The following is a 12,898-nucleotide window of genomic DNA, read 5'->3' on the forward strand; positions in this document are numbered from 1 at the left end:
ATAATTCATAATTCATAATTCATAATTCATAATTGTATATAATTGAACATGACTAAAGATTTCCATATAATAGAAACATTATGGAAAACATTAAGATTAAGAATACCAGACGCCTTGTAACATCGGCACTTCCTTACGTTAACAACATTCCACACCTTGGAAACCTTATACAGATGCTTTCCGCTGACGTTTATGCACGCTTTTGCAGAAGCCGCGGATACGAAACAATGTACATCTTCGGTACAGATGAATACGGAACAGCAACAGAAACCCGTGCCCTCCAGGAAAAGAAGACTCCACGCGAACTCTGTGACTTCTACTACGAAGAACACAGAAAGATTTACGAATGGTTTAAGATCGATGCAGACAAATTCGGACGCACCTCCAACGACCAGTGTACAGAAATCACACAGAGCCTTTACAAGGACCTTGAAAAGAACGGATACATCAAGGAACACTCAAATCAGCAGCTTTACTGCCCTCAGTGTGCCCGCTACCTTGCTGACCGCTATGTAAACGGAACCTGTCCAAAATGCGGTTTTGAAGATGCCCGCGGCGACCAGTGCGACGGTTGTGGTTCCCTCCTTGAACCTGTAGAACTTAAGAACCCAAGATGCTCTGTTTGCGGTGCAACACCAGAAGTACGCGACACAAAGCACCTTTACATCGATCTTCCTTCAATCAGCAAGAACCTTGACGACTATGTTTCAAAGACTTCAATCGACGGAAAGTGGTCAGAAAATGCAATCAGAATGACAAAGGCATGGATCCGCGACGGACTCATTGAACGCGCCATTACCCGTGACCTTAAGTGGGGAATTCCAGTTCCTCGCCCTGGCTTTGAAGACAAGGTGTTCTACGTTTGGTTCAACGCACCTATCGGATACATTTCAATCACAAAGCAGCTTGCAGACGACCTGATCAAGGCATCAAAGCCTGGTTTCGACTGGAAGTCTTGGTGGCTGCCAGAAGAATCAGCAGAAGCAAAGAAACCTGTAGAACTTTTCCAGTTCATCGGAAAGGACAACATTCCGTTCCACACAGTAATTTTCCCTTGTACACTCATGGGATCAGGACGCAACTGGACAAAGCTCTTCCACATGAGCTCAACAGAATACCTCAACTACGAAAACGACAAATTCTCAAAGAGCCGTGGCGTTGGCGTATTCGGAACAGATGCAATCGAAACAGGAATTCCTGCTGATGCATGGAGATTCTACATTTTCTACAACAGACCGGAAAAGCAGGACTATCAGTTTACTTGGAAGGAATTCCGCGAGCGCCTTAACGGAGAACTCATCGGCAACCTTGGCAACCTTGTAAACCGCACTCTCCTTTTCATCCAGAAATACTACGATTCAAAGATTCCAGAAGCACCTATCGACGAAGAAATCTGGGCACAGGTAAAGGCACTTGAAGAAAAGATCACGGAAAATCTTGAATGGGCAAACCTTAAGGATGCCCTCCACCAGATTTTTGAAATCTCCGACATAGGCAACAAGGCATTCCAGGCAACAGAACCTTGGAAGACAAAGGACACAGAACCAGAACGCGCAGAAAAGCTTTTGCACACCCTTGCCTACATGATCAAGGACCTTATGATCATGGTTCATCCATACATGCCACAGTTTGCAGAAAAAATCATGTCTTACTTTGGAAAGACGATTTCAGAACCTCACTTCAACGACGAAGACTTTGGCAAGGAATCTGACGGCATCAAGCTTAACTGGAACAATCTTGGCGAAACAACAGGCCTTTCAACAGTGGGCGCAACAGAAGTATTCTTTACACCACTTGATCAGAAAGGAATGGAAGCTTTCCGTGCAAAATTTGCAGGAAAACAGTCAGACCGTGGCAACGAAAAGAAGGCCGACAAAAAGCAGGAAAAGAAGTCCAAGACAAAGGCAGAACCTGTCATGCTTCCAAAGGATCAGATGCCTGCTCACTTCAACAGCAAGATTGAACTCCGCGTGGCAAAAATCCTCAAGGTGGAAAACAATCCTGAAAGCGACAAGCTCTATGTTGAAACCCTTGACGACGGCACAGGAACAGAAAGAATCATCCAGTCAGGTCTCCGCGACTACCTTAAGCCAGAAGACCTTCTTGGAAAGAACATCATCCTTGCATTCAACCTTGCACCAAGAAAGATGCGCGGCATTGAAAGCCACGGTATGCTTCTTGCGGCAGACTACAAGGATGCAGACGGAAAGGACTGCGTAGAACCACTCGAAGCTCCTTGGGCAGTTCCTGGAACAAAGGTAATTCTTGAAGGCGCTGATGTAAACGCAGAAAAGCCTGCAGAAATCACGGCAGACGACTTCTTTGCAGTTGAAATCAAGGCAGAAAACAACAACGTTACAATCGGCGGCGTAAACCTTACAGTTGACGGCAAGGTACTCAAGACAGTAAAAACCGTAAACGGTGACATCCACTGATGAAACGGTTTACACAAAGCAGTTTCTGGGCAGAATTTAAAAGCCATCACGGCTGGAAAAGCTGTCCAGTTACTGTGGACGGAACAAACTACAGTGTACTCATCCGCCAGTTGAATTTGAAATTCAAAAGAATCTCCATTGCCTATATTCCAATGGCACCAGAGTGTGAGTCAAATTTATCACCAAAGGAACTTAAAGAAAAGCTCAGTAATCTTGCATTAGCATTAAAGCCTGAACTTCCTGTAAACACCTTCTGCATCCGCTTTGATCCTGCCATGGACTTTGAGGAAACTTCAAATCGTGATGAATATGTGCAGAAATTCAGACAAACAAACGGTAGTTTCAATGTAAAAAAAGCACTAACTGACGTTCAGCCCCCTGATACAACGGTGCTTTCCCTTATTGACGGCGAAACTAACAAACGTTCAGATGATGATCTTCTTGCCGCAATGAAAAGCAAGTGGCGCTACAACATTAAGCTTGCCGCAAAGAAAGGCGTTGCAGTGGAAAAATTCGACTTTGCAACCGATGGTTTTGACAAAGCCTTTGAAGAATTTTACAGTCTCTTCCAGCAGACAAGCCAGAGAGATGGAGTTCAGTTCCACAACAAGTCCTACTACCAGAATCTTTTTGAACTTGCATCAAATTCTAAAAATGCAAAAGATGAAAAAATAAAGCTCACCCTTTACCTTGCAAAGCATGAGGAAGATTACCTTGCAGGAATAATAACACTATTCTGTCCAGGGGAAGCCGTATATCTTTACGGTGCCAGCGGAAACATAAAGCGAAACCTTATGCCAGCCTACCTTTTGCAGTGGACAGCAATTCAGGATGCAAGGGAATACGGATGCCCTGCCTACGATTTTTACGGCATGCCTCCAACAGACGACGAAAACCATCCGATGCACGGACTATATCTTTTCAAGACTGGCTTTGGCGGGAAAAACATTCACAGACCAGGAAGCTTTGATGTAGTCATAAAAAAAGGCGACTACACTATCTATGCAGCCGCCGAAAAATTACGTGCATTCTACTACAAGGTTATCGTAAAGAAATTGCACAGAAGATAATAAAGTAGTCTTGGTATTAAAAATTTCTAGCAATAAAATTCACAGTCTCACTATTTTTTTGCTCAATGGCTTTATTGCGTTTCATCTGATCAATTGTAAACCATTTGAATTTTTCACCATTAATAACAATAGTTCTCTTTGTGATTAGCTTTGAATCTGACGCATTAAAATTCACAAGATAGAAAGTATGATGATATTTTTTCGTCATATTATCAGAAACTGAATATTTTACAACATCATCAAATTTTACATCCTTTATTTCAGCATCAGAAAGTTCAAGTACATTGTCAACATATTCCTGAATGAACTCTTTATCATCCTGATCATGAGTCTGAAGATACGGAAGTAAAAAACATTTCCAACGACAGTCATAACGCAAAAGATAACTATTTTTGAACTTACCAGAAATATCCTTCAATACAACGAGGGAAAAATTACGGACACGCTCAGAATTTTTTATATCCTTAAGAAAATCAGTTTCAGAATACCTGTTTTTAAAATACTTAAAAATCAAAAACAAAACAAAACAAGCATGGCAGAGAACAATAAGCCAAAACAAAATTCTAACCCAAATAGCATGAGTAAAAACTTGCCCTAAAACAGCTGAAAGTATAAAAACAAATAGAGAAAGCAAAGATTCAATTGGAAATCTTTTACTCTCTACAGATTTGCGTTGTTTGTCTAATATTTCTCTTAATTCTGACTCTTCAATATTCATGTTAACATTCTATTACAAAGAAATTAATTATTCTATAAGAATACTATTTAAGCAGCTCAGCAGCCTTCTTTACGTCCTGGTTTTTTTCCATGGAGCATACAAGTACCGCATCATCAGTTTCTACAACAACAAGGTTTTCTACACCGATAAGGGCTGTCTTTTTCTTTGTATTGATGTAGTTTCCCTTGGAATCAAGAATTACAGATTTATCAAGGCAGCATACAACATTGTCAGCCTCATCTTTTTCATTGATCTGGTGCAAAGCAGTATATGAACCAACATCATCCCAGCCTGCATCAAGCTTGATAACCTTGCCTTTCTTTGTTTTTTCCATTACGGCATAGTCAATGCTGTTGCCCTTGATCTGTTCAAATGCATCCTTGTTGATGCGTACAAAATCAGCATCCTTTTCCGCAGCCTCATAAGCCTTTTTACTCAATGCTGCCATTTCAGGTTCAAAGGATTCAAGTTCCTTAAGGAAAGACTCAGCCTTGAAAACAAACATGCCGCTATTCCAGCTATAGGTTCCTTCGGCAAGATATTTTTTTGCAGTCTCAAGATCAGGCTTTTCTACAAATCTATCAAGGTCAAAAACACTGCCATCCGCACTGTTGCCAGCCTTTACATAGCCATAGCCTGTGTGAGGCATGGTTGGAACAATACCAAAGGTTACAAGACTCCCCTTCATTGCTTCTTCACTAGCAGCCTTAACGGCCTTGCAGAAAGCATCCTTGTTTTTGATTACATGGTCGCTTGGAAGAACAACCATGACTGCATCCTTATCAGATTCAAGAACCTGCCAAGCCCCTACGGCAATTGCAGGAGCCGTATTTCTTGCCAATGGTTCAAGAAGAATTTTTGCCTTTCTTCCAATTTCTTCCATCTGCTGTGCAACGATAAAGCGATGAGCCTGATTACAGATGATGATAGGATCTGCAACATCAAGGCCTTCAAGGCGAAGCAAAGTCTGCTGGATCATCGTTTCCCTGCCAACCAGAGAAAGAAACTGCTTAGGCTTATCTGCAACGCTCATAGGCCAAAGTCTTGTACCAGACCCGCCCGAAAGAATTACTGGAATGATAGTCATTTATAACTCCTAAAACATAAAGGCACGTTCTGTACCTAAAATTCTATCTATCTGAACATCTTTGACCATGTTCATCTGTTCAACGCGTTTTTTTGTAAACATATCGTCATCCTGAACAACAAGCTCAAGATCACGGCAGATCTTCAAATCAGAAATAATATCATCAGTCAAAAGTCCTTTGGCTGGAGAAACATAATTGCTTCCAAGAACAGGACCTCTGTCCCTAAGATAAGAATCAAAGTCATCAAAGCCAAATGTGTCGTAGGCATATGGAGTAAAACACATGTTAAGGTCAAAGACAGGATTCATCTTTATGCGTTCAAAAGTTTCATTGTTCACAGTAAAGCCAAAATTGCCAAAATGGCGGTCACTGTTGAGCGTAACACAGTCGGCAACAACCATTCTTCTGAATGCATCTTCGCTGTCATACTCTGAATAAATTTCCAATAACTTAGGAATGGAAGCTTTATCACGCAAAAAAATACTGATCGGTCTATAGCCAATTTCCTGGGAGGTAAACATTTTACAATCAGACACAACTCTTCCGTCATACTTTCGTAAAGAATAGGTAACGGCTCCAGGACAGATCTTTTCATAAATCTGGGAAGCAAGAACTTCACTGTATGGTTCAAGACCTGTATTGCAGGCACCCGTACTTCCAGCCTTGATAAGATGGATACCATCAGCTTCATTGAGCCAGCATTTATCATACGAACCATCTGTAGTAAGCTCTGGAGATGTTGTCGACATCTGGATTCCAAAAAGTCCGTTGCCATCAAAAGAAAACTTGGAAATTGTCTCATCAAAACGATTCTCGTAAAGATTGATCTGACTCCAGCTTACATCTTCCTTTTCTGACTTGACCCACAGGGTATCCGTAAGAGAAAGACAATGAGTCAAAGCGATGAAGCCCGTTTTAGTTTTTCCGCCGCACTGTTCAAGAAGCTTATTTACATGCTCTCTGTGTTTTGCAGCACTGCGGTTTCCAACCCAAGAATCAACATCAGAAATCCATTCAGGAAGAGGAGAAAAATTTTCAGTTATTTTACAAAACTCGAGTTCCCCTTCACCAGTAATCTCAAAATTACACAGAGGAGTCTCACGATTCATGAGAGTATAAATCATGGATATATTATATCAAAGATAAAACAATGCGCAATGCTAAATGCACAATTCGTAATCATTCATTAAACATTGCGAATTACGAATTACGAATTGAGCATTGCGAATTGAATTTTATCTTCCCTGTTCGCTGTAGTTTTTCTGTATCCAATTCTTATAATCACCAGACTGGATGTTTTGAATCCACTCAGAGTGGTTCAAATACCAGCGGATTGTTGCAAGAAGCCCCTGCTCAAAAGTCATCTTACGCTCCCATCCAAGCTGAGTCTTTGCTTTGGTACAGTCGATGGCGTAGCGTTTGTCATGGCCTGGGCGATCCTTAACATAAGTGATTGTCTTTCTGACATCTTCTGCATCTTTATCAAGTTCCTTTGAAGTAAGATCGATCACTTCATTCAGAAGCTTGATGTTCTGCCATTCATTTTCTCCGCCAAGATTCCATTTTTCACCTGCAGGAGATTTGTTTACAATCTGCCATACACCGCGGTTATGGTCTTCAACATAAATCCAGTCGCGGATGTTGTCGCCTTTGCCATAGACAGGAAGATTCTTGCCGTCCTTGATGTTTGAGATCATGAGCGGCAGAAGCTTTTCTGGGAACTGGAAAGGTCCATAGTTGTTGGTGCAGTTTGACAAAGTGATCGGGAGCCCGTAAGTATGATAATAGGCCATTACGATATGGTCAGAGCTAGCCTTTGAGGATGAATATGGAGAGCGTGGATCATAAGGAGTAGTCTCAAGAAAGTAACCAGTATCACCAAGAGAACCATAAACTTCATCCGTAGAAATATGATGGAAAAGAACATCATCGCGCGGATTATCCAACGAAACATTCCAGTACTTGCGTGCGACATCAAGAAGCGTATATGTTCCCATTACATTTGTCTTGATGAAAGCTTCAGGACCTAAAATAGAACGGTCAACATGGCTTTCTGCCGCAAAATGAATCACTGTATCGATGTCGTATTGCTTGAAGATGCGCTCAATTTCCCCACGGTCGCAGATATCAACCTTCTCAAAAAAGTAACGCTGCTTTGCGGTGGTTGAGCCTGTCGAAACCACCCCACTTCCAAATTTTTCTTCCACATCCTTAAGGGACTCAAGATTACCCGCATAAGTCAGGCAGTCAACATTGACAACATTGCCACCAAAATCAGCATCCCCAAACAAGTCCGTTCCGCTGTTTGAAAGTCCAAAAAGATAGTGAATGAAATTGCAGCCAATAAAGCCTGCTCCACCGGTGATTAAAATATTTTTTAATTTTCGCATATTTTCTCCATCAATGCACAATTCGCAATGCGAAATGCACAATTACTTTTTTTGAGTTTTTGTAATTGCTGTAAGAATTCTCAAAATTTCTTTACAGTCTGCATATATACTCTGAAAATCGTTTTCAGGTAAATAATCACTTTCATGTAAAAGTTCAAGCCAATACTCAGTTTCAGATGCTTCTTTTAATGAAATATTCAATTTCGCATAGAAATCAGCCTTCGACTGTCCTCTGACTCCTTCTTTTACATTTGCACCAATACTAGTCCCAGACCGAAGGACTTGTTTTGAAAGTATAAATTCATGTTTTTGATCACAAAGATATTTATACATTTTAATAATACGAAGCGCAAAAGCCTTAGATTTAACAACAATCAAATTGTCTTCATTCTTTTTCAATAAATACTCCTTGCTAATGAAAATATTTATTAAAAATACTAAAAAATATCTAAATCAACAAATTTAATTGCGAATTGCAAATTGCGAATTACGAATTGATACTCCCCCCTATCCAATTTCCCTGCATGTCGAAGTATTTTTTATTTGATTCGAATGCAGCATGTTTTGTATCCTTTTCGCTAAGTATAGCAGTTTTTGTGATTCCTAGCAAAATTGATTCCCAATCAATACCAATTTTTGGATCATTCCACATAAGTCCACATTCGTCCTCTGGATGATAAAAATCCGTACACTTGTAAGACTGAATGCAATCATCTGTCAAAGCAAGAAATCCATGTGCAAAACCTTTGGGAATGTAAAGCATGTTGTTTTTACTAGCATCAAGAATTAACCCATAGTACTTACCAAAAGTAGCACTTTCTGAGCGAAGATCAACTACTACATCGTAAACCTTCCCTGACAAAGCACGAACAAGTTTTCCCTGTGGATGTATTGTCTGAAAATGAAGACCTCTCAATACGCCCTTAGAAGATTTTGACTGATTGTCCTGAACAAACTTCATTGTAAGACCTGCAGCAAAGAAATCTTTTTCACTGTAAGATTCAAAAAAATAACCGCGGCTATCTCCAAAAATTTCGGGTTGGATTTCATATAAACCACAAAACTCAAAATCATCTTTAGTAAAGCATTTGGTAAATGTAAACGACATAGTATTTTCTCACAAATAAATATTGCTAGCTAAAAATATCCTTCCACATACAAACAGTTTTAGTATGCTTGGAATATTTTTATCAGTCATTTTTCTAAACCCATTTTTTTCATAAAATTCGACAACCGTAGGATTATTTTCTATATCACATATCAGAAAAATACAACCGATTATATTATCACTTCTTAAAAACCTTCTGCATTTTTTCTGTCTTTAATCTTGCATTTTCCAACTGTTTTTTCATAAATCATCGGCTTGTCATAAAGCGGAAGAATCTGCTTTGAGACAGCCTTTGTAATTGAATAAACGAGTACCGGAACCGCCGGCTAAGATAATACCTTTCATAGCTACTCCTTCTCAAAAGCAATATAAGATTTTGCCAAGATATCAAAACGAGGCAAAGTAAATTCTAGGATTCCATGGGCCGGTGATTTTACTAGACCTTTGTTGATAAGTCTTTCACGATATTTTGAAAAATTATTCGATTGCATATTTAACTTCTCTCGAATTTCTTTAACGGAAATTTCTTTTTTTGTCGTCATAACATCAATGATATTTTTCTCAACAGGGGTAAGACTAGACCATATTTTTTTATATGCAAAATCATCCAAGAGCTCATCAAATTTTTTTAGAATATTTTCAAAAGAAAGATCATCTTTATATTCCCAATACAAAAGTCCAAGTGCTTGAAATGCAAATGCGTAACCTTGAGTATAAACAGCAAGACTTCTTCCCTTATCTTCTGAACATTCAAATATTGTCTGATATTGGGAGGCAATCTGATGCAGGCTTAATGGCTCTAGCAAAATTTTAGGTGAACGTAATAAGAATGTTAATTTCGGGTCGTTTTGAATTGCATAAATATTGTCATATAACCCTGTCATTATAAGATAAACAGGGTATTCTTTTCTTATAAAAATTTGAAACTGACTTGCAAATTTTTTCATGCTTTCATTTGGTGTAACTTCATCTATAGAGATAATCACTCGTTTGTTTTTCTTTTTAGCCTGTTCCAACAATGATTCAATCTTGCTTACAGAATCTCTCTCTTGCTTTGAACCTGATAATCCAATACCAAATCCCGCAATGGAAATATCAATTCCAGCTTCAGAAAGCAGGTTATTTTTTTTCATTGAATCAGCAAGCCTGTTTGCAAAATCTTCCAGCAAGTCTTGAGTCGAATTCAAATCGGCAGAAATCCAATCGGTTGTTGCACAAAGTTCTTTTACAACAGAAGTCATCAGCACTGTTTTTCCACATCCACGCACACCACTGATAAGATAGGTTTGACTGATAGAATTTTCTGAGGTAAAAGTATTTATAATATTAGCCATATCTTCATAACGATTGATGAATTTTCCAGGCTGTCTTCCAAAAGTAAGAGTAAAGGGATTATCTATTTTCATAAATCACCAAATCATACATAGTTATGTATATTTTATCATATTTTATAATATTTTAGTATATTTACAATAAAATTTACATGAATTCATTCCTAATAGTCTAATAAATTTGATTTGTCATTCAGATTCTATTAATGGTGATGTTCCGTAATTTTAACATATACAAACAGACAACTCACTATAAATTACACTCTGCAAGGAATTCCAAATAGCGTCCATAGTCAGTCTTATAAACACTTGCAAGTTGAATAAGATTTTCCTTCGAAATCCACCCATTTCTATAAGCAACTTCCTCTATACAGGCAACATACATACCCTGTCTTTTCTGGATTGTAGCAACATAGTTTCCTGCTTCCTGCAGACCTTCATAGGTTCCTGTATCAAGCCAGGCAAGACCACGTCCAAGTAATTCAACAGACAAACTTCCCATTTCGCGATATGCATTGTTTATGGAAGTTATTTCAATTTCCCCACGGGCACTCGGCTTAACATTCTTTGCTATCTCCACTACCCTGTTGTCGTAAAAATAAAGGCCCGGAACAGCATAGTTTGATTTTGGATTTTCGGGCTTTTCTTCAATACCAATAACCTTCCATTCCTTGTCAAACTCAACTACACCATAAGAACGAGGATCTTTGACATAATAACCAAAAATAGTGGCACCTTCTTTTCTTTCAAGACGGGTAACAGCATTAGAAAGGCTTGTTGTAAATCCCTGACCATAAAAAATATTGTCGCCAAGAACAAGGGCCACATCATCAGTACCAATGAACTTTTCACCAATGATGAATGCATCCGCAAGGCCGCGAGGCTTATCCTGAACCGCATATTCAAAATGCATTCCAAGCCATGCACCGTCCCCAAAAAGTTCCTTGAAGACAGAAAGATCGCGCGGAGTCGAAATGATCAGCACTTCACGAATTCCCGCAAGCATCAAAACAGACAGAGGATAATAGATCATTGGTTTATCGTAGATTGGAAGAATCTGCTTTGAAACAGCCTTTGTAATTGGATATAAACGAGTACCGGAACCGCCAGCGAGAATAATGCCTTTCATGTGTTGCTCCTATTTTCTTACATCACCATGCAAGAAATCATTATAAGCAATTTCAACGCCCTTTCGAACATCAACCTTAGCTTTCCATCCCAATGCAGTAAGTCTAGAAACATCACAAAGTTTGCGAGGTGTTCCATTAGGTTTAGAAGGATCCCATTCCATTTTACACTTGCGGCCATCTCTACGTACATCTGAATAAACAACATCCTCAATAGTTTCTGCAAGTTCCTTGATTGTACATTCAGAACCAGTACCGACGTTAACAAAGTCACCTGTCGGAGTACGCAAGTCATCAGCGTTTTTGTTTTCCATAAGATAGACAACTGCATCAGCAAGGTCCCCAGCATAAAGGAATTCGCGTAATGGAGAGCCGTCTCCCCAAAGATGAACAATATCTTCTCCGCTAGCCTTTGCTTCATGAAACTTACGGATCATGGCAGGAAAAACATGACTTCCCTGAAGTTCATAATTATCCCCAAGGCCATAAAGATTAGTAGGCATTACAGAAAGAAAGTTTGTTTCATGCTGTTTGTTGTATGCAGTACAAAGCTTGATTACGCTGATTTTAGCCAATGCATAAGCATCGTTTGTTGGTTCAAGGGGACCTGTCAAAAGTGATTCTTCTTTGATTGGTTGTTCTGCCATCTTTGGATAAATGCAGGTTGAACCAAGATTCATGAGTTTTTTTACACCATTTACACGGGCAGCTTCCACAACATTGAATCCGATCACCATGTTCTGATAGATGAAATCTGCCGGATAAGTTGAATTGGCACCGATTCCGCCAACGTGGGCAGCGGCAAGAAAAACATAATCAGGTTTTTCGGCAGCAAAGAATTCGTTTACAGCTGACTGATTCAAAAGATCAAGTTCGGAATGAGTTCGTGTGGTGATATTAGTGTAACCTTTTTCTTGTAAACATCGTACAATAGAACCACCAACAAGACCTCTGTGACCGGCTACGTAGATTTTAGCATTCTTTTCCATATTCATTTATCTCATATATATAATAAATTAAAAATTCTGATTCATTATTTATATAACTCAAAAATATTATTCAAAGAGTTTTTCACTTGTTCTTTACCACATATCTTTACCATATGGTCATGAATTTCTTTAGGGGACTGAATACTTGAAGATTTACATTCTATCATCTCAAACAGTTTTTCTTCAAAAGATTTTACATCATAACGAGGAACAACATAACCTTGTTTTCCATTCTCAATAAACTGTTTACCAACTCCAGTATCAAAAGTAATTGCAGGAACCCCACATAATAGAGCTTCCTGCAACATCATAGGAGAAGAATCTTCAATAGAAGCACATAAGAATATATCTGTTTTATTATAAAGGGCCACTAAATCATTTACATTTTTGCAGAATGAAAACTCCTCGAATATTACATTATTAAATTCATAACCCTTATATGATTCTGTATGAAGACACAAAAATCGAACCTTCTTTGTAAGTATCTTATCTAAATTTAACAAAACCATTAAAAGGTAATTAAAACCTTTTCTACAATCTCCCACAGAGTTTACATTAGCAAATAATGTTACTTCTTCCGATGTTTCTTTAGTTACTTTTTCTGCTGGTGTAAAAATTGCATCATCTATTGGATAATACAAT

General features: G+C 38.9%; 12 protein-coding genes and 1 pseudogene. 2 read left to right on the forward strand and 11 right to left on the reverse strand.

Annotation, left to right across the window (positions count from 1 at the left end):
* Positions 1 to 80 precede the first annotated feature (80 nt).
* On the forward strand, positions 81 to 2,435 hold the full coding sequence (gene metG, locus ACKI39_RS05595) for a methionine--tRNA ligase (protein ID WP_407398474.1): 2,355 nt from the start codon (positions 81 to 83) through the stop codon (positions 2,433 to 2,435).
* Positions 2,435 to 3,505: a lipid II:glycine glycyltransferase FemX gene (locus ACKI39_RS05600; protein WP_407398476.1), complete on the forward strand. Its 1,071-nt coding sequence runs from the start codon at positions 2,435 to 2,437 to the stop codon at positions 3,503 to 3,505. Before metG ends, ACKI39_RS05600 begins: the two co-directional genes overlap by 1 nt.
* Before the next feature lie 16 nt (positions 3,506 to 3,521).
* On the opposite strand, the gene ACKI39_RS05605 is transcribed toward ACKI39_RS05600, so the two are convergent.
* From ACKI39_RS05605 to ACKI39_RS05655, 11 genes and pseudogenes are all read right to left on the reverse strand, one after another.
* Entirely contained in the window at positions 3,522 to 4,223 is a 702-nt protein-coding gene (locus tag ACKI39_RS05605; protein WP_407398477.1) for a hypothetical protein, read from the reverse strand.
* Between the two features lie 43 nt (positions 4,224 to 4,266).
* The gene (locus ACKI39_RS05610) at positions 4,267 to 5,310 is read right to left on the reverse strand and encodes a mannose-1-phosphate guanylyltransferase/mannose-6-phosphate isomerase (RefSeq protein WP_407398478.1); all 1,044 of its coding nucleotides are present in this window, start codon (positions 5,308 to 5,310) and stop codon (positions 4,267 to 4,269) included.
* Positions 5,311 to 5,319: 9 nt separating this feature from the next.
* A complete protein-coding gene (locus ACKI39_RS05615) occupies positions 5,320 to 6,435 on the reverse strand; it encodes a HipA domain-containing protein (RefSeq protein WP_407398480.1) in 1,116 nt (371 codons plus the stop codon).
* Positions 6,436 to 6,546: 111 nt separating this feature from the next.
* Complete coding sequence (rfbB, locus tag ACKI39_RS05620) at positions 6,547 to 7,701, reverse strand: dTDP-glucose 4,6-dehydratase (RefSeq protein ID WP_407398482.1); 1,155 nt, start codon at positions 7,699 to 7,701, stop codon at positions 6,547 to 6,549.
* Between the two features lie 42 nt (positions 7,702 to 7,743).
* The gene (locus ACKI39_RS05625) at positions 7,744 to 8,100 is read right to left on the reverse strand and encodes a four helix bundle protein (RefSeq protein WP_407398484.1); all 357 of its coding nucleotides are present in this window, start codon (positions 8,098 to 8,100) and stop codon (positions 7,744 to 7,746) included.
* 88 nt (positions 8,101 to 8,188) lie between these two features.
* Complete coding sequence (gene rfbC / locus ACKI39_RS05630) at positions 8,189 to 8,809, reverse strand: dTDP-4-dehydrorhamnose 3,5-epimerase (protein ID WP_407398486.1); 621 nt, start codon at positions 8,807 to 8,809, stop codon at positions 8,189 to 8,191.
* Positions 8,810 to 9,051: 242 nt separating this feature from the next.
* A pseudogene (locus ACKI39_RS05635) lies at positions 9,052 to 9,154 on the reverse strand (sugar phosphate nucleotidyltransferase); the annotation flags it as partial.
* A 2-nt stretch (positions 9,155 to 9,156) separates the two neighbouring features.
* Entirely contained in the window at positions 9,157 to 10,215 is a 1,059-nt protein-coding gene (locus tag ACKI39_RS05640) for an ATP-binding protein (RefSeq protein WP_407398488.1), read from the reverse strand.
* A 175-nt stretch (positions 10,216 to 10,390) separates the two neighbouring features.
* Positions 10,391 to 11,269, reverse strand: a complete 879-nt coding sequence (rfbA, locus tag ACKI39_RS05645; RefSeq protein ID WP_407398490.1) for a glucose-1-phosphate thymidylyltransferase RfbA — start codon at positions 11,267 to 11,269, stop codon at positions 10,391 to 10,393.
* A gap of 9 nt (positions 11,270 to 11,278) precedes the next feature.
* Entirely contained in the window at positions 11,279 to 12,256 is a 978-nt protein-coding gene (locus ACKI39_RS05650; protein ID WP_407398492.1) for a GDP-L-fucose synthase family protein, read from the reverse strand.
* A gap of 44 nt (positions 12,257 to 12,300) precedes the next feature.
* The coding region (locus ACKI39_RS05655) for a glycosyltransferase (RefSeq protein ID WP_407398494.1) at positions 12,301 to 12,898 on the reverse strand (598 nt) is incomplete at its 5' end.

Origin of the sequence: Treponema sp., assembly GCF_045641405.1 — a bacterium.
In the GTDB taxonomy this organism is placed as follows: domain Bacteria; phylum Spirochaetota; class Spirochaetia; order Treponematales; family Treponemataceae; genus Treponema_D.

Coding starts and splice junctions, on each gene's coding strand:
- metG (WP_407398474.1), top strand. CDS start 81: ATGGAAAACATTAAGATTAAGAATACCAGACGCCTTGTAACATCGGCA.
- ACKI39_RS05610 (WP_407398478.1), bottom strand. CDS start 5,310: ATGACTATCATTCCAGTAATTCTTTCGGGCGGGTCTGGTACAAGACTT.
- rfbA (WP_407398490.1), bottom strand. CDS start 11,269: ATGAAAGGCATTATTCTCGCTGGCGGTTCCGGTACTCGTTTATATCCA.
- rfbC (WP_407398486.1), bottom strand. CDS start 8,809: ATGTCGTTTACATTTACCAAATGCTTTACTAAAGATGATTTTGAGTTT.
- ACKI39_RS05640 (WP_407398488.1), bottom strand. CDS start 10,215: ATGAAAATAGATAATCCCTTTACTCTTACTTTTGGAAGACAGCCTGGA.
- ACKI39_RS05615 (WP_407398480.1), bottom strand. CDS start 6,435: ATGATTTATACTCTCATGAATCGTGAGACTCCTCTGTGTAATTTTGAG.
- ACKI39_RS05600 (WP_407398476.1), top strand. CDS start 2,435: ATGAAACGGTTTACACAAAGCAGTTTCTGGGCAGAATTTAAAAGCCAT.
- ACKI39_RS05605 (WP_407398477.1), bottom strand. CDS start 4,223: ATGAATATTGAAGAGTCAGAATTAAGAGAAATATTAGACAAACAACGC.
- rfbB (WP_407398482.1), bottom strand. CDS start 7,701: ATGCGAAAATTAAAAAATATTTTAATCACCGGTGGAGCAGGCTTTATT.
- ACKI39_RS05650 (WP_407398492.1), bottom strand. CDS start 12,256: ATGGAAAAGAATGCTAAAATCTACGTAGCCGGTCACAGAGGTCTTGTT.